This is a genomic window from Xanthomonas sp. F4, from assembly GCF_011761895.1.
The window spans coordinates 863,186-879,529 of sequence record NZ_JAASQX010000002.1 but is presented as its reverse complement, the minus strand read 5'-3'; the positions used below and the strand labels follow the sequence as shown (position 1 = coordinate 879,529).

The window sequence follows — 16,344 nt, the reverse complement described above, 5'->3', positions numbered from 1 at the left end:
ACGAGTGCGTGTCGTTCCCGCGTAGGTGCGGCGCGCTGTGCGCGGGGTCACGCATCGCGGACGTGCGAGTCGGGATGTGAATGATTCCGATTGGAACGCGGCGTGGCGGCATCGGGCACTATGGCGCCCTCAGTCGACCCCACGGAGCCCGCCCCATGAAGGGACACCCCGACGTTGTGCAATGCCTCAAGGAGCTGCTGCGCGGCGAACTGGCCGCGCGCGACCAGTATTTCATCCACTCGCGGCGTTACGAGGACCAGGGCCTGCAGGCGCTGTACGAGCGCATCAACCATGAAATGGAAGAGGAAACCGAGCACGCCGATGCGCTGCTGCGGCGCATCCTGTTCCTGGAGGGCGACCCGGACATGCGTCCGCATGCGTTCGAACCCGGGCGCACGGTCGAGGAGATGCTGGAGAAGGACCTGAAGGTCGAGTACGAAGTGCGCGCCAACCTGGCTGCGGGCATGAAGCTGTGCGAGCAGCACGGCGACTACGTCAGCCGCGACGTGCTGCTGGCCCAGTTGCGCGACACCGAGGAAGACCATGCGTGGTGGCTGGAGCAGCAGCTTGGCCTGATCAAGCGCATCGGCATGGCGCTGTACCAGACCTCGAAGATCGACGGGCACGTGTCCGGCAAGGACGCCTGATCCAAGCGCGCGTCTCCCGCCTGCGGGAGGCGCCGATGCGTTGAGCGGGAGCTTCCCGCCACCGCGGCCGCGCCATCGCCGGCCGCTTGCGACCGGTCGATCGTGCCCGTCGCCATCTCTCTCGTTGGCCCGCATCGGCACTGCCGCACTCGCGGGCGATGCGTGTCATCGATGTCGTCGCGTTGGTCGCTGTAGCCAGGCTGCAGCGAACGCGGACCAACCTCAGCTTCCCTGGTCGTTTCGTGCCGTTGCCGACCGTGTTCGGCTGCGCACGTGTGGTTGCGTTGTCCGAGGACGTGTGATCGACGCATTCAGCGGGTTCGAGGCGTTGGGACATGGCCGCAAAGCGGACTGCTCCACTTCGAAGCCCCCGCTGGCTGCTGTTGCAATGCCGCAAAAAACGGCCGGCGCCGGCATGGCGCTACGCACGGAATCCCTTGAAATACAGTCACTTGTGCGCCTCGTCAGGTCCGCGCCAAGCGCCGTACCGGCAATGCTTGCAAAACAGTAGTGATCGCTATACGGTAGTTTTCACTACTGAATTGCGCGATGGCGAGGGGGCGTTCGATGCAGGCGAATCTGGGAATGAAGCGGTACGGCGCGGTCGGTGCGTTCGTCGCAGGATGGTTGCTGGCGCCGGCCGCGGCGGGCGCCGCACCGGCCGCGGCGCAGGGGCTGTGGCTGACCGCGGCCAAGGATGCGGTGGTGGAGTTCGCGCCCTGCGCGGATGCGGCCACCGCCTTGTGCGGGCGCATCGTCTGGGACAAGGACGCCGGCACCGCCACCGATACCTGCGGCGTGCAGATCGCGCGCCTGGGCCGCGAGGACGGCGACACCTGGCGCGACGGCTGGGCCTTCGATCCGCGCAGCGGCAAGCGCTACAAGGCCACGCTGCGCGCCAGCGGCAAGTCGCTGGACCTGCGCGCCTTCGTCGGCGTGGAAGTGCTCGGCGAGACCGAACGCTTCACCCGCGTGCAGGCGCTGCCCAGCACGCCGGTCTGCGCCAAGTAGTCGACTCGCCGCGCGCGCAACGCGCCGGCGCCATCGACGTGCGGGGCCGACGACGGCCACCGCGCGTCCCACCTTCCTCAGCGAACCAGGGGAGATTGAGATGACGGCAGTCCGCTTCATGGCGACCCTCGCGGGCGCACTGGCCCTGCACGGCGCGTGCTGCGCCCAGGCCCACGCCCAGCAGACCGAGACCGATGGCATGGTCAACTACGAGTTCCAGAACCAGATCAAGCTGATGAGCGAGCAGCGCACGCGCGGCGTGTCCGACTCGCTGATGCGTCCGTCGCTGAAGTGGACCACCCAGTTCGTGCATGCCAGCGGCTTCGTTGCGCTATTGGAGGTGGCCAAGGTCAGCAAGAAGCAGTTCCTCGACGGCGACGGCCTGGGTATCACCGCGGCGGCCGGCTACCGCTTCGGCAATCCCGATGCCTGGCATGCCGGCGTCGGCCTGGCCACCGAGCGCTTCCCCGGCGCCAGCTTCCTGGCCCCGCACCAGATCGATCTGCAGACCGGCACGCCGGCGGATGTCCGCCGCACCGACTACGACAGCAATTTCGGCGTGCTGGAACTCGGCTACGGCGCGATCGAAGGCCGCGTGCTGTACGTGTTCTCCAAGACCTACCGCGGCGCCGACACCGGCGGCGTGTGCGCGCAGATCCTGCAGTTCGCCGCCGACCCGACGACGGCGCTGCGCTGCTTCGCCCGCGGCGAACATGACTCGCGCGGCACCCTGCTGGGCGATCTCAACTACCAGACCCCGCTGCTGCCGTCGCTGCTGCCGTCGACCACGCTGCGCCTGCACGCCGGCTACCAGAAGCTGCGCAATTTCAGCGAGGGCAGCTTCGCCGACTACCAGATCGGCGTCACCCACAAGCGTTGGGGCCTGGACTGGAACCTGGACTGGGTCAGCACCCGGGTCAACGCGCACGAACTGTACTGGGTGCAGGACGGCGGACGCATCCGCAAGACCGACGGCGACACCCTCGTGGCCTCGATCGGCTACACGTTCTGACCCATGCGCAGCGAACTGCTCGATGCTGACCGTGGCGGCGACCAGCCGCTGGTGCTGGCGGTGGATCTGGGAACCTCCGGCTGCAAGTGCGCGCTGGTCACGCTGGACGGCCAGGTGATCGCCTGGGCGTTCGAACCGGTGCCGCTGCACGTGCACGGGGTCTGTGCCGAGCAGGATCCGCGCGACTGGTGGAACGCGCTGCTGGTCACCGCCGCGGCGGTGCTGCAAGGGGGCGAGGCGCTGCGCCGTCGGGTGACCGCGGTGTGCTGCTCGACCCAGGGCGAGTGCACCGTGTGCGTGGACCACGACGGCCAGGCGCTGGGCAACGCCATGCTGTGGCTGGACATGCGCGGGCAGGCGGCGATCGCGCGGCGCCTGCGCGGGCGCTGGCTCAACGTGCGCGGCTATGCGCCGGTGAAACTGTTGCGCTGGCTGCGCCTGAGCGGCGGCGCGCCGGCCGGCAGCGGCAAGGATTGCGCCGGCCACATCGCCTACCTGCGCGACCACGAACCGCAGCGCTACCAGCGCACGCACAAGTTCCTCAACGCGCTGGACTATCTCAACCTGCGGCTGACCGGGCGCTTCTGCGCCACCGCCGATTCGGTGCTGACCACCTGGGTCACCGACAACCGCGACCCGATGCGCATCCGCTACGACGATGGCTTGCTGCGGCTGCTGGGCATCGAGCGCGACAAGCTGCCGGACCTGGTGGCCTCCACCGAGGTGCTGGGGCCGCTGCTGCCGCAGGTGGCCGCGCAGTTGGGGCTATCGCCGCAGACCCGGGTGATCGCCGGCGCCATCGACAACTCGGCGGTGGCGGTGGCCGCGGCGGTCGACGACTATGCCGCGCATCTGTATCTGGGCACCTCGTCGTGGCTGGGCGCGCACGTGCCGCGGATGAAGACCGACGTGTTCAGCAACATCGCCGCGGTGCCGTGTGCGGTGAGCGGGCGCTACCTGGCCACCGCGCTGCAGTCCACCGCCGGCGCCAACCTGTCGTTCCTGCGCGACCGCATCCTGTTCCATCCCGATGAGTTGCTCCGCGACGAGGATCGTCCGGACGTGTACGAAGTGCTCAACGTCATCGCCGCGCGCGTGCCGCCCGGGGCCAACGGCCTGGTGTACATGCCGTGGCTGTTCGGGGAGCGCACCCCGGTGGAGGACCACAGCCTGCGCGCCGGGCTGGTCAATCTGTCGCTGATGCATACCCGCGAGGACATCATCCGCGCCTTCATGGAAGGGGTGGCGTTGAACACGCGCTGGATGATGGAGCCATTCGCGCGCCTGCTCGGCCGCGATCCCGGCGTGATCGCCGCGGTCGGCGGCGGTGCGCAGTCGGACCTGTGGTGCCAGATCATCGCCGACGTCGGCGGCCAGCCGATCCGGCAACTGCACAATCCGATCCAGGCCAATGCGATCGGCGCCACTTTCATCGCCGGCGTTGGCCTGGGCCGGCTGCGCTTCGCCGACCTGCCGGCGTTGCAACGCGCGCGCCGGGTATACGAGCCGTCGCCGCGCAACCGCGCGCTGTACGACGACCGCTATGCGACGTTCCGCGAATTGCAGCGCACCCTGGCGCCGATCTACCGGCGCATGAATCCCGCTCCCGAGTGCGTGCCGGAGGTTCCTCAGCATGTTTGCCCATGAACAACGCGCGCGCGTGGTCGCGCTGTGCGTGGAGCTGTCGCGGCGCGGCTACCTGGCCGGCACCGGCGGCAACGTCGCGCTGCGCCTGGACGCCGAGCGCTTCGCGGTGACGCCGTCGGCCACCGACTACCTGGCGATGCGCGCCGAGGACATTTGCGTGGTGCGCCTGGCCGATCTGCGGCAACTGGACGGTGCCGCCACGCCGTCGGTGGAGACCGGCCTGCATGCGCAGGTGCTGCGCCGCCGGCCCGACGTGGCCTGCAGCATCCACACCCATCAGCCGGTGGCCAGCGCCTGCGCGCTGCTCGGCGCGGCGCTGCCGGTGGAGGACACCGCGTTGCAGGCGGTAATCGGCGCACGCGTGCCGATGGTCGGCTACTTCCCGTCCGGCACCGGGCTGCTGGCCTGGCTGCTGGCGCGGCAACTGCGCCCGTCAAGCCACGCCTATCTGATGCGCAACCACGGCGTGCTGTGCTGCGGCCGCAGCCTGGAACAGGCGGTGGCCGCGGTCGATGCGCTGGAGCAGGTGGCGCGCGATCACCTGGCACGCCGCATCGAACGCCGCGCGCTGCACGACGCCGGAATGGCTGCGCCGTTGCGCGCCGTCCTCACCGCACTGGAGGCCTGAACCCATGCACGCCCTTTCCGTTTCCGTTCCCCCGAACCCGGCACCGACCATGAGCCAGACTCCCGCCATTTCGCAATGGCCCGATGTGGACCAGCTGTACGCGCGTTTCCATGCACTGGTGAACCAGCCGATGCGGCCGATCGGCGCCGCCGGCATGGCCAAGGTGATGCGCTATTTCGACGAGCGCTGCCAGGGCTCCAGGCGCTTGGGCGAGGCGGCCAAGCAGGTGATCCCCGGCGGCGTGCAGCACAACCTGGCGTTCAACCATCCGTTCCCGCTGGCGATGCACAGCGCCGAGGGCGCGTACCTGACCGACGTGGACGGCAACCGCTACATCGACTTCCTGCAGGCCGGTGGCCCGACCCTGCTCGGCTCCAATCCGCCGGAACTGCGCGAGCACGTGCAGGCGGTGCTGGACCAGTGCGGCCCGGTGACCGGCCTGCTGCACGAGTACGAGGTCAAGCTGGCCGAACTGGTCTGCGCCAGCATGCCGGCCGTGGAGATGCTGCGCCTGCTCGGCTCCGGCACCGAGGCGGTGATGGGCGCGGTGCGCCTGGCCCGCACCCACACCCGCAAGAAATGGATCATCAAGATCGGCGGCGCATACCACGGCTGGAGCGATCAGCTGGTGTACGGCATGCGCCTGCCGGGCACCGGGCGCATGGAGGCGATCGGCATCCCGCGCGGCGCCACCGCCTACACCCAGGAATGCCATCCCAACGATCTGGAGGCATTGCGCCGCAAGCTGCAATTCAATCGCCTGCGCGGCGGCACCGCGGCGGTGCTGCTGGAGCCGCTGGGGCCGGAGAGCGGCACGCGGCCGGTGCACCACGACTACAACCGGCAGGTGCGCAAGTTGTGCGACGAGTTCGGCGCGCTGCTGATCTTCGACGAAGTGGTCACCGGCTTCCGGCTCGGCCCGGGCGGTGCGCAGGGCTACTTCGGGGTGCTGCCGGACATCACCGTGCTCGGCAAATGCCTGGCCGGTGGCTATCCGATGGCCGGGGCGATCGGCGGCCGCCGCGAGGTGATGATGAGCCTGGTCGGTGGCATCGGCACCACCGCGCGACGCGCCTTCGTCGGCGGCACGCTGTCGGCCAATCCGCTGTCCTGCGTGGCCGGCTACCACGCCTTGCTGGAGGCGCAGCGCAGCGACGCCGCCGGCCAGGCCGGCCGGGCCGGCGATCGCCTGCGCCAGGGCCTGGAGGCGATCATCCGCCGTCTCGGCCTGCCGTACGTGGTCTACAACATGGGCTCGATCGTGCACCTGCAGACCTCCGGCGTGCTGCTGCTGGACACCGGCAACCTGTACAAGTTGTGGCGCGTGCGCAACGAGGCCAAGGAGCGCAAGCACATGATGGAGGAGATGGGCGCGGCGTACTCGGCACACGGGCTGATCACCCTGGCCGGCAGCCGCATCTACACCAGTCGCGCCGATACCGACGCGGTGATCGACGAGGCGCTGAATCGCTTCGACGACGTGTTCAAGCTGGTGTAGCGCATGCCCACCGTCCAGCAAATCGAAGCGCTGTGGCTGCACACACGCGAGCGGCTCGTGGCCAAGCGCCTGCTCGGCGACGATGCGGCAGCGCTTTCGCTGCGCTGCCCAGGCACCACGGCGATGTGCTGCGGCACGCTCGACGCGGAGCGGCCGCAATGGCTGGACTGGCGCGACCCGGCGCTGCCGGCGTCGGCGCAGGTGCACGCGCAGGTCTACCTGCGGCGTCCCGACGTCGGCGCCAGCGCCTGGTCGGCCGGCGCGTTCGGCAACCGCCTGGCCGACGTCGGCGGCGTGCTGCCGCAGGTGTTCGACGAGCAGGCCCGGCACATCGGGCCGATGCCGGCGCCGCTGGCGGCCGCGGACGCCTTGGCCGGTGCGCCGTCGCAGATCGGCAACGCCCTGCTGCTGGGCGGGCGCCCGCTGTGCCTGGGGACCAGTGCGCAACGGCTGGCACTGAACGTGGAACTGTTCGAAAAGTGCGCCAAGGCCTATGTGCTTGCCGCGGCCACCGGCGGGCAGGTGCGGGAACTGCCATGGTGGGTGCGGCGCATCGCCAACGGGCGCTTGCGCAAGGACCAGACGCGTGCCGCCGCGGCCTTTGCCGCAGGCGAACTGCCGGCCGAAACCACCGGGTATTGAGGAATCGCTGCGATGACCGCCACGCCCTCTCCAACGTCCATCCTGCCCGCCGCCGCGCAGGCGGCGCGTCCGCTCGCTGCGGCCTTGTCGATCGGCGCCATCGCCCTGCTGATCCTCGGTGTGCAGCCGATCGTGCTCGGCGCGCTGGTCGAGCAGCACCTGATCACCCTGCCCGGGGTGGGCGTGGTGGCGATGGGCGAGATCATCGCGCTGGGCATCGGGGTGGCGCTGGGCGATGCGCTGCTGCCGGTGTCCTGGCAGCGCAACACGGCGATCGTGGCGGCGCTGCTGGCGGCGCTGCTGAACCTGGCCACAGTGCAGGCGCAGGGCGATGCGGCCTTCGTCGCGCTGCGCGCCATCGCCGGCCTGGCCGAGGGCCTGCTGGTCTGGGTGGCCACGGTGAGCATCGTGCGCGCGGCCACGCCGGACCGGATCACCGCGGTGTTCATGGTGCTGCAGGCGCTGGCGCAGATCGCGCTGGCGTCGGCGCTGGCGCTGTGGGTGTTGCCGGCGGCCGGCTGGAAGGGCGGTTTCGTCGCGATGGCCGCGACCTGCCTGCTGGTGCTGCCGCTGACGGCGGCGCTGCCGGCGCCGGCGCGCCTGGCCCCCGCAGCCGCTGCCCACTGCGCGGCGACCGCCACCGCCAGGCTGCGCTGGTCGCCGGCGACGCTGGCGCCGTTGTTGGTCGCCTTCCTGCAGATGTCGGCGATCGGCGCGCTGTGGGCCTATCTGGAGCCGCTGGCGCTGCGCGCGGGGCTGGATGCGCACGCGGCGCAGCTGCAGACCTCGTGGGTGCTGGGCATGCAGATCGTCGGCGGGCTGGCGGCGATCTACTGGGTGCGCCGGTTGTCGGTGACGGCGACCCTGACCCTGGGCAGCGTGGCGCTGTGCCTGGTCGCCGCGGCGATGTACCGGGTTCCCGGCAATGCGGCGCTGGGCTTTGCCGCGGTGTGCGTGGCGTTCGGCTTCGCCTGGATGTTCCTGATGCCGTTCCATGTCGGACTGGCGCTGCGCGCCGATGCGCAGGGGCGGGTGGCGGTGCTGGTGCCGGCCGCGCAGTTGATCGGATCGGCCTGCGGGCCGTTGCTGGCCTCGCTGCTGCTGCACGCCGACGATCCGGCGCCGGTGCCGCTGGTCGGCCTGGGATTTGCGCTGGCCGCGGCGCTGCTGGCGCTGTGGATCGGCCGGCGGCAACATCGCCTGGCGGTCGTGGAGGCTGGATCGCATGCGCGGTGATGGTGGCCGTGTGAGCGCGCTGGCCGCCATCGCGACGCGCGCCGGTAGGCCGCGCGTGGTGCAGGGCAGGGTGCTGCCACGCACAGGGCGATGGCCGATGTCCGACAAGCAGGAGCGTGGCGATGTCGCCTGAGCCCGTGCAGGACACCGCGCCGGAGACGATCGTGGCGCTGTTCGCCGCGCAGCAGGCCACCGCGCTGGCCTGGCGCGACTCCTCGGCGAACGCACGGCGCGCACATCTGCGTGCGCTGCGCGATGCGCTGCTGGCGCGGCGGCAGGCGCTGATCGCGGCCTTCGCCGCCGATTTCGCCAAGCCCGCGCTGGAAGTCGAATTGACCGAGGTGTTGCCGGTGGTCGACGAGATCGCCACCGCCATCGCGCAGCTGCCGCGCTGGATGCGTCCGCGCAAGGTCGCGCCGACCCTGCTGGCCCTGGGCACGCGCGCGCGCATCGCGTTCCAGCCCAAGGGCCGCTGCCTGATCATCGGGCCCTGGAACTACCCGGTAGCCACCGTGCTGGGGCCGCTGGTGTCGGCGCTGGCCGCCGGCAACACGGCGTTGATCAAGCCCTCCGAGTTCACCCCGCAGGTCAATGCGGTGCTGCAGGCGGTGCTGGAGGAAGCGTTCGCGCCGGAGGAGGTGGCCCTGGTGCAAGGCGGCGCGGCGACCGCGCAGGCCTTGCTGGCGTGTCCGTTCGACCATGTGTTCTTCACCGGCTCGGCATCGGTCGGTCGGCAGGTGATGGCCGCGGCAGCGCGGCAGTTGACGCCGGTGACGCTGGAGCTGGGCGGCAAGTCGCCGGTGATCGTCGACCGCAGCGCCGACCTGCGCCGTGCCGCCGAGGTGATCGTCTGGGCCAAGCTGGTCAACGCCGGGCAGACCTGCATCGCGCCGGATACCTTGTTCGTGCATCGCGACGTCAGCGCGCGTCTGCTCGACCACTGTCGCGCCCTGCTGGCGCAGCGCTACGGCGCCGATGCGCAGGCGGTCGCCGCCAGTCCGCACCTGGCGCGCATGATCCACCCGGCGCATGCGGCGCGCGTGGCCGCGCTGATCGACGAGGCGCGCGCCGGCGGCGCGCAGCTGCTGGCCGGTGGCGAGCACGACGCGGGGCGGCGCTACGTGGCGCCGACGCTGCTGGCGCAGGTGCCAGCGCAGGCACGGATCGCGCAGGAAGAGATCTTCGGTCCGGTGTTGCCGGTGATCGAGTTCGAACGTCTCGACGACGTGCTCGACCGCCTCGACGCCGCGCCCAAGCCGCTGGCGCTGTATCTGTGGAGCCGCGACCGCGCCGGCATCGCGCGGGTGCTGGCGCGTACCAGTTCCGGCAGCGCGGTCGTCAACCATTGCCTGCAGCAGTTCGTGCACAGCGGTTTGCCGTTCGGCGGCGTTGGCGCCTCGGGCTTCGGCAGCGCGCACGGCGTGCACGGATTCCGCGCCTTCTCGCACGAACGCGCGCTGCTGCAGGGCGGCCGCCTGCCGATCGTCAAGGCGTTCTTTCCTCCGTACACCAGGTTGCAACAGCGCTTGGCGGCCGGACTCAGCGCGTGGCTGGCGCGGCGCTGATCATTGCTGCCGGTGTGTCAGGTACGGGCGCGGTAAGATGCGATGTCGGCGCGTGCAACGACGTCGCGGCGCAGTCCGCGCGCCCATTGCCGCGACGATGCGTGCCGTGAGGCTGGCGTAGTGCCGCCACCGCGGCGCCTGCCGCTTCACCACCATCGAGATCCCATGCCCGCCGACACGCCGCGTCCCTCCGCACCGCACCGCCCGCGCCTGACCGGGAACAAGGTGCCGGCCCAGCATCGCGCCACCGAGACCTACGAACAGATCCTTTCGGTCACCGCGCAACTGCTCGGCGACGTCGGCGTGGAGCGGCTGTCCACCAACCTGGTGTGCGCGCGTGCCGGGCTGACGCCGCCGGCGTTGTACCGCTATTTCCCCAACAAGTACGCGCTGCTGTCGGAATTGGGCCGGAGGCTGATGGAGCGGCAGAACCAGCTCATCCCCAAGTGGATCACCCTGTCGGCGATGAGCGGCACGCGCGATGACCTGCAGCGTGCGCTGGCCGGATTGGTGCTGGATACCTACCGCGTCACCAAGGCGACCGAGGGCGGGGTGTGGGTGCTGCGCGCGCTGCGCGCGGTGCCGGCGTTGCAGCAGGTGCGCCTGGATTCGCATGCGCAGGTGACCAAGGGCCAGGTGCGCTTCCTCAGCGAGGCCTTTCCCGACGCCGATCCGCGCCAGTTGCGACTGGTCAGCCGCATCGTGGTCGACCTGATCTACGCCACCGTGGAACTGTTGTTCGACACCCGCCTGAGCGCCCGCGCGGTGGCCGACACCGTGGCGGCGATGATCGCCAGCCATATCGAGCAGCTGCGCGATGGAGCATCGGCTGGGTAGGCGATGCGTGTGCTCGGCTGATCGGATGGCCGTGTTGTGGGAGTGGCTTCAGCCCCGACGCGCTGCAGGTGATGCGCGTCGGGGCTGAAGCCCCTCCCACAAAAAGCCGCGTGACGTGCAGGTATTCGGGACGCTTGGCGTCGCACGCGATGCGCGTGCAGCTCGTGGTTGTTTTTTACGCTTCAACCGCCATGGTTCAGCGGTAAGGCTTCGCGGCTGAAGCCGCTCCTACGAAAAGCGGGATGCCGGGCCGCACGCAAACGCCGCACTTGCGCGAAACCCACATCCCCAATCCCGAATCCCCAATCCCGCGCTTGGCGCCAAGCGCCAAGCGCAAGCGCTTACTCCACCGCCAGATCGTCGACCTTCTGCCAGCCGCGCGGCAGCAGCCCGCCGCGGCTGGCGCGGGCGCCGAGGTAGGCGTCCAGGTCCTTGAACGACAGCGACATGGTGCGCTGGCCGCTCTTCACCAGCAGCGTGTTGCCCGGCGCCACCGCGGCGATCGCCACCACCCGTTCGGTGCTGAGCTTGGCCTTGGGGATGTCGATGATCTTGTTGCCCTTGCCCTTGTCCAGCTCGGGCAGGTCGGCGACCGGAAAGGCCAGCAGGTGGCCGGCGCTGGTGACCGCGACGATGCGGTCGCTGCCGGCGCCGCTCACCGGTGCCGGCGGCAGCACCTTGGCGTTCGGGGTCAGGTTGAGCATGGCCTTGCCGGCCTTGTTGCGGCTGGTCAGGTTCTCGAAGCGGGTGACGAAGCCGTAGCCGTGCGAGGACGCCAGCACCAGGCGGGAATCGCTCTCGCCGCTCGCCAGCGCCTGGAACGACGCGCCGGCCGCGGGCGAGAAGCGTCCGGTCAGCGGTTCGCCGTTGCCACGCGCCGAGGGCAGGGTATGCACCAGGGTCGAATAGGCACGGCCTTCCGAATCCAGGAACGCCACCTGTTGCGTGCTGCGTCCGCGCACCGCGGCCAGCAGACCGTCGCCGTCGCGGTAGGACAGCGCCGCCGGGTCCACGTCGTGGCCCTTGGCCGCGCGGATCCAGCCCTTCTCCGACATCACGACCGTCATCGGCTCGCTCGGCACCAGTTCGGTCTCGTCGATGGCCTGGGCCGCGCCACGCTGCACCAGCGGCGAGCGCCGCGCGTCGCCGAACTTCTTGGCGTCGGCCATCAGTTCGTCCTTGATCAGCTTCTTCAGCTTGGTCTTGCTGGCCAGCACCGCCTGCAACTGCTCGCGTTCCTTGGCCAGCGCGTCCTGCTCGCCGCGGATCTTCATCTCTTCCAGCCGCGCCAGCTGGCGCAGGCGCGTCTCCAGGATGTAGTCGGCCTGTTCCTCGCTGAGCGCGAAGCGCGCGATCAGCGCCGGCTTCGGCTCGTCCTCGCTGCGGATGATGCGGATCACTTCGTCCAGGTTGAGGAACGCGGTCAGCAGGCCTTCCAACAGGTGCAGGCGGCGCTCGACCTTCTCCAGCCGATGGTTGAGGCGGCGCACCACGGTGTCGCTGCGGAAGCGCAGCCATTCCTCCAGCAGGGTCTTGAGGTTCTTGACCTGCGGACGGCCGTCCAGGCCGATCACGTTGAGGTTGACCCGGTAGCTGCGCTCCAGGTCGGTGGTGGCGAACAGGTGGCCCATCAACTGGTCGGCATCGACCCGGTTGGAGCGCGGCACCAGCACCACCCGCACCGGGTTGGCGTGGTCGGACTCGTCGCGGATGTCTTCCAGCCACGGCAGCTTCTTGGCGCGCATCTGCTGGGCGATCTGCTCGATCACCTTGGACGGCGACACCTGGTAGGGCAGCGCCGTGACCACGATGTTGGCGTTTTCCTTCTGGTAGGTGGCGCGGGCGCGCACGCTGCCATGGCCGGTCTCGTAGAGGGTGCGCAGGTCGGCGGCCGGGGTGATGATCTCGGCGGTGGTCGGGTAGTCCGGGCCGCGCACGTGTTCGCACAGGTCGGCGACGCTGGCGTCGGGGTCGTCGAGCAGGCGGATCAGCGCGCTGACGATCTCGTTGAGGTTGTGCGGCGGCACGTCGGTGGCCATACCCACGGCGATGCCGGTGGTGCCGTTGAGCAGCAGGTGCGGCAGCCGCGCCGGCATCCAGGTCGGCTCGTCCATGGTGCCGTCGAAGTTCGGCGACCAGTCCACCGTGCCCTGGCCCAGTTCGCCCAGCAGCACTTCGGCGATCGGGGTCAGCTTGGATTCGGTGTAGCGCATCGCCGCGAACGACTTCGGGTCGTCGGTGGAGCCGAAGTTGCCCTGGCCTTCGATCAGCGGGTAACGGTAGGAGAACGGCTGCGCCATCAGCACCAGCGCTTCGTAGCAGGCGCTGTCGCCGTGCGGGTGGTACTTGCCGATCACGTCGCCGACGGTGCGCGCGGACTTCTTCGGCTTGGCCGTCGCGTTCAGGCCCAGCTCGCTCATCGCATAGATGATGCGCCGCTGCACCGGCTTGAGCCCGTCGCCGAGGAAGGGCAGGGCGCGGTCCAGCACCACGTACATGGAGTAGTCGAGGTAGGCGCGTTCGGCGTATTCGCGCAGCGGCAGCTGTTCGAAGCCATGGAAGGCGGGGCGGGCGAGATCGGTCATGCGCAGGAAGTACCTATAGGGGGACGCGGCGCCAGGCGCCGCAGGTCAGCCGGTCGATTATCCGGATGCGGCCGGCGATGCCAAGCCGCGCGTGCCGCCGGCGCTGGCCAGGTAACGGGCCGGAGGATGGCCGAAACGGCCGCGGAAGGCGGTGACGAAGGCGCTGGGGCTGCTGTAGCCCAGGCGGAAGGCGGTGTCGGCGACGCTGGCGCCGTCGCTGAGCCGGCGCAGCGCCTCGGCCAGCCGCGCCTGCTGGCGCCAGCCGGCGAAGCCGAAGCCGGTCTCGTCGCGGAAGTGCCGGCTCAGGCTGCGCGGCGACAGCCCGGCCCAGTGCGCCCATTGCGCCAGCGAGCGGTCGTCGGCGGGGGTTTCCAGCAACTGGGTGGCGATGCGCAGCAGGCGCCGGTCGCGCGGCATCGGCAGGTGCAGGTGCTCGACCGGGGCATTGCGGACCTCGTCCAGCAGCACCGCGCACAGGCGCTGCTGCTCGGCTTCCAGTTCCAGCGGCACGCCCCACTGGGTCATCCGCCGCAGCAGCTCCCGGAACAGGCCGTTCATGCCGATCACGCAGGTCCGCGGCGGCAGGTCGGCGCAGACGTCGGGGCGGATCAGCACCAGGTAGCTGCGCACCCGCCCGGACACCTGCACGGTGTGCAGTTCCTGCGGCGGCATCCAGCCGGCGCAGCCCGGCGGCAACGACCACTGGCCGTGCGCGGTGCGGGTGCCCAGTACGCCGTCCTCCACGTAGATCAACTGCCCGCGCACGTGGCGATGCCAGTCCACCTCGCGCCGCAGCGACACCGGCGAATGCGCCATGAACGCCAGCGCGGGCGGGCCATCGGCGCGTTCGAACCACTGCATGGCGCGCGGGTCCAGGGCGCTGTCGGAGCCGGCAGTAGCGGGGGTGGGGGTGGAGTGGGATGGCTCGATTTCGATATCCATTGTCCGGATTGTAATACCGAGCCATGACCGTGCGCCGCTACAGTGCGTTCGCCGCCAGCGTTCCTCCGCTGCAACGCAGCATCTACTTTCCTTAGGGATATTTTCTTGACATATATTTCTAAATGAAAATAATAGGCGCCCATGAATTGCGCTCCCTCCCTGCCTGGCCCGCCGTCGTTCGGCCTGTTGCTGCGCCAGGTGCGTGACGGCCTGATGCGCCGTCTCGACCAGGCCATGGCCGGGCTGGAGCCGGACCTGGGCTTCAGCCACTACATCGGCATGAAAGCCCTGGCCCACATGGCGCCGTGCACCGCCAACGAACTGGCCCAGGCCATCGACCAGAACCCCAGCGCGGTGACGCGCCTGCTGGACAAGCTGGAAGACCTGGGCTGGGTACGCCGCGAGGCGCACGCGCAGGACCGCCGCGCGCTGCGGCTGGTGCTCACCGACGAAGGCCAGGCGTTGTGGCAGCAGCTCAAGCGCCGCGGCGACGACGCCATCGCCGACGCCTTGCGCGATCTGTCCGCCGAAGAGCGCGAGCACCTGTTTTCGTTGTTGGCCCGCGTCCGCGATTCCCTCAATTCGCCCTGAACCCGCCCACATGACTCTGTCTCCTTCTCTCTCCCGCCTGCTCCCGTTCGCGGTCGCGGCTCTCACCCTGGCACTGGCCGCCTGCGCCAGCAGCCGCGGCCTGGAACCGCAGGGGCGCCGGCTCGATGCCGATCGCCAACTGCACATCGGCAAGACCCTGGCCACCGACGCCCTGGCGCCGGCGCCGTGGCCGCAGCAGGACTGGTGGAAGGCGCTGGGCGACCCGCAGCTCGACGCCCTGATCGCCGAGGCCCTGCAGGGCACGCCCAGCCTGGACGCGGCCGATGCGCGGCTGCGCCTGGCGCAGGCGCAGGCCGGCGCCGCCGATGCCGACCGCGGTGCCAAGCTGTCGCTGTCGGCCGGCTACACCGGCCTGCAACTGCCCAAGGGCCTGGCCGGCGACGAGATCGGCGGCAAGTACCTCCATAACGAACAGGCGCTGCTGGATTTCAGCTACGGCTTCGACCTGTGGGGCGGCAAGCGCGCGGCCTGGGAAGCGGCGGTGGACCAGGCGCATGCGGCCGAGGTCGACGCGCAGGCCGCGCGCCTGGACCTGTCGGCCGGCGTCGCCCGCGCCTACGCACAGCTGGGGTATGCCTGGCATCTGTACGACCTGGCCGGCGCCGAACTGGCGCGCTCGGAGAACAGCCTGAAGCTGGTGCGGCAGCGCCGCGATGCCGGTATCGACAACAACCTGCAACTGCGCCAGGCCGAAGCGCGGGTGCCGGCGGCGCGGCAGCAGCAGGCGGCGGCGCAGCAGCAGATCGACGAAGCGCGCACTGCGCTGGCCGCCTTGCTCGGCCGCGGCCCGGACCGCGGGCTGCAGATCGAGCGGCCGCGCCTGCTCGACCCGCAGGCCGCGCGGGTGCCCTCGGTGCTGCCCAGCGACCTGCTCGGCCGCCGGCCCGACGTGGTCGCCGCGCGCTGGCGGGTGGAAGCCGCCTCGCAGGGCATCCATGCGGCCAAGGCGCAGTTCTATCCCAGCATCAATCTGACCCTGCTGGGCGGCGTCGCCGCCACCAACCCGGGCGACCTGTTCAAGAGTTCGTCGGTGCTGGGCCTGCTCAGCCCGGGCGTGAGCCTGCCGCTGTTCGACAGCGGGCGGCTGCGCAGCCAGTTGGCCGAGCGCGATGCGCAGTACGACCTGGCGGTGGCCAACTACAACCAGACGTTGGTGGCGGCGTTGCGCGAGGTGGCCGATCAGGTCAACGCGGCGCGTTCGCTGGCCGAGCAGGTGCAGCAGCAGACGCAGGCGCTGGAGACCGCGCAGGCCGCCTTCGACCTGTCGCAGCAGCGCTACCGCGCCGGCATCGGCAACTACCTGGACGTGCTCAGCGCCCAGCAGCAGTTGCTGGACGCGCAGCAGCGCCTGGCCTCGCTGCAATCCAACCAGATCCTGGTCTCGGTGCGCCTGAATCAGGCGCTGGGCGGCGGCTACGACGCCACCTCCGCCGCCGACGCGCCGAGCTCTTCTTCTTCCGCACCTTCGCATTCCTGAGATCG

Annotated in this window: 14 protein-coding genes; 12 read left to right on the top strand and 2 right to left on the bottom strand. The window is 70.2% G+C overall.

Going from position 1 to position 16,344, the window contains the following annotated elements; all coding sequences use genetic code 11:
• The first annotated feature begins 155 nt into the window (after positions 1-155).
• The 10 genes from bfr (at position 156) to FHR66_RS11695 (ending at position 10,723) form a co-directional block, all read left to right on the top strand.
• The gene (bfr, locus tag FHR66_RS11740) at positions 156-647 is read left to right on the top strand and encodes a bacterioferritin (protein ID WP_160965686.1); all 492 of its coding nucleotides are present in this window, start codon (positions 156-158) and stop codon (positions 645-647) included.
• Between the two features lie 585 nt (positions 648-1,232).
• Entirely contained in the window at positions 1,233-1,658 is a 426-nt protein-coding gene (locus FHR66_RS11735) for a DUF2147 domain-containing protein (RefSeq protein ID WP_160965688.1), read from the top strand.
• Positions 1,659-1,776: 118 nt separating this feature from the next.
• A complete protein-coding gene (locus FHR66_RS11730) occupies positions 1,777-2,670 on the top strand; it encodes a TorF family putative porin (protein WP_160965885.1) in 894 nt (297 codons plus the stop codon).
• A gap of 3 nt (positions 2,671-2,673) precedes the next feature.
• Positions 2,674-4,317 carry a xylulokinase gene (locus FHR66_RS11725; RefSeq protein ID WP_160965690.1) on the top strand — a complete coding sequence of 548 codons (1,644 nt, stop codon included), beginning with the start codon at positions 2,674-2,676 and terminating at the stop codon, positions 4,315-4,317.
• Positions 4,304-4,945, top strand: a complete 642-nt coding sequence (locus FHR66_RS11720) for a class II aldolase/adducin family protein (RefSeq protein ID WP_160965692.1) — start codon at positions 4,304-4,306, stop codon at positions 4,943-4,945. The genes FHR66_RS11725 and FHR66_RS11720 overlap by 14 nt, the downstream gene beginning before the upstream one ends.
• A gap of 49 nt (positions 4,946-4,994) precedes the next feature.
• The gene (locus FHR66_RS11715; RefSeq protein ID WP_160965694.1) at positions 4,995-6,443 is read left to right on the top strand and encodes an aspartate aminotransferase family protein; all 1,449 of its coding nucleotides are present in this window, start codon (positions 4,995-4,997) and stop codon (positions 6,441-6,443) included.
• Between the two features lie 3 nt (positions 6,444-6,446).
• Positions 6,447-7,085, top strand: coding sequence for a hypothetical protein (locus tag FHR66_RS11710; protein ID WP_160965696.1), 639 nt, complete (start codon positions 6,447-6,449; stop codon positions 7,083-7,085).
• Positions 7,086-7,169: 84 nt separating this feature from the next.
• Positions 7,170-8,321, top strand: coding sequence for an MFS transporter (locus FHR66_RS11705; RefSeq protein WP_160965887.1), 1,152 nt, complete (start codon positions 7,170-7,172; stop codon positions 8,319-8,321).
• Positions 8,322-8,443: 122 nt separating this feature from the next.
• On the top strand, positions 8,444-9,886 hold the full coding sequence (locus FHR66_RS11700) for an aldehyde dehydrogenase family protein (protein ID WP_167087808.1): 1,443 nt from the start codon (positions 8,444-8,446) through the stop codon (positions 9,884-9,886).
• Positions 9,887-10,051: 165 nt separating this feature from the next.
• Positions 10,052-10,723: a TetR/AcrR family transcriptional regulator gene (locus FHR66_RS11695; RefSeq protein WP_160965698.1), complete on the top strand. Its 672-nt coding sequence runs from the start codon at positions 10,052-10,054 to the stop codon at positions 10,721-10,723.
• 341 nt (positions 10,724-11,064) lie between these two features.
• Here FHR66_RS11695 and parC read toward each other — a convergent pair whose 3' ends face one another.
• Positions 11,065-13,308 carry a DNA topoisomerase IV subunit A gene (gene parC, locus FHR66_RS11690; RefSeq protein WP_160965700.1) on the bottom strand — a complete coding sequence of 748 codons (2,244 nt, stop codon included), beginning with the start codon at positions 13,306-13,308 and terminating at the stop codon, positions 11,065-11,067.
• 57 nt (positions 13,309-13,365) lie between these two features.
• Positions 13,366-14,250, bottom strand: a complete 885-nt coding sequence (locus FHR66_RS11685; protein ID WP_160965702.1) for an AraC family transcriptional regulator — start codon at positions 14,248-14,250, stop codon at positions 13,366-13,368.
• Positions 14,251-14,391: 141 nt separating this feature from the next.
• Here FHR66_RS11685 and FHR66_RS11680 point away from each other — a divergent pair, with 141 nt between their 5' ends.
• The gene (locus tag FHR66_RS11680) at positions 14,392-14,841 is read left to right on the top strand and encodes a MarR family winged helix-turn-helix transcriptional regulator (RefSeq protein ID WP_160965704.1); all 450 of its coding nucleotides are present in this window, start codon (positions 14,392-14,394) and stop codon (positions 14,839-14,841) included.
• A gap of 10 nt (positions 14,842-14,851) precedes the next feature.
• Positions 14,852-16,339 carry an efflux transporter outer membrane subunit gene (locus tag FHR66_RS11675; RefSeq protein WP_160965706.1) on the top strand — a complete coding sequence of 496 codons (1,488 nt, stop codon included), beginning with the start codon at positions 14,852-14,854 and terminating at the stop codon, positions 16,337-16,339.
• Positions 16,340-16,344 lie beyond the last annotated feature (5 nt).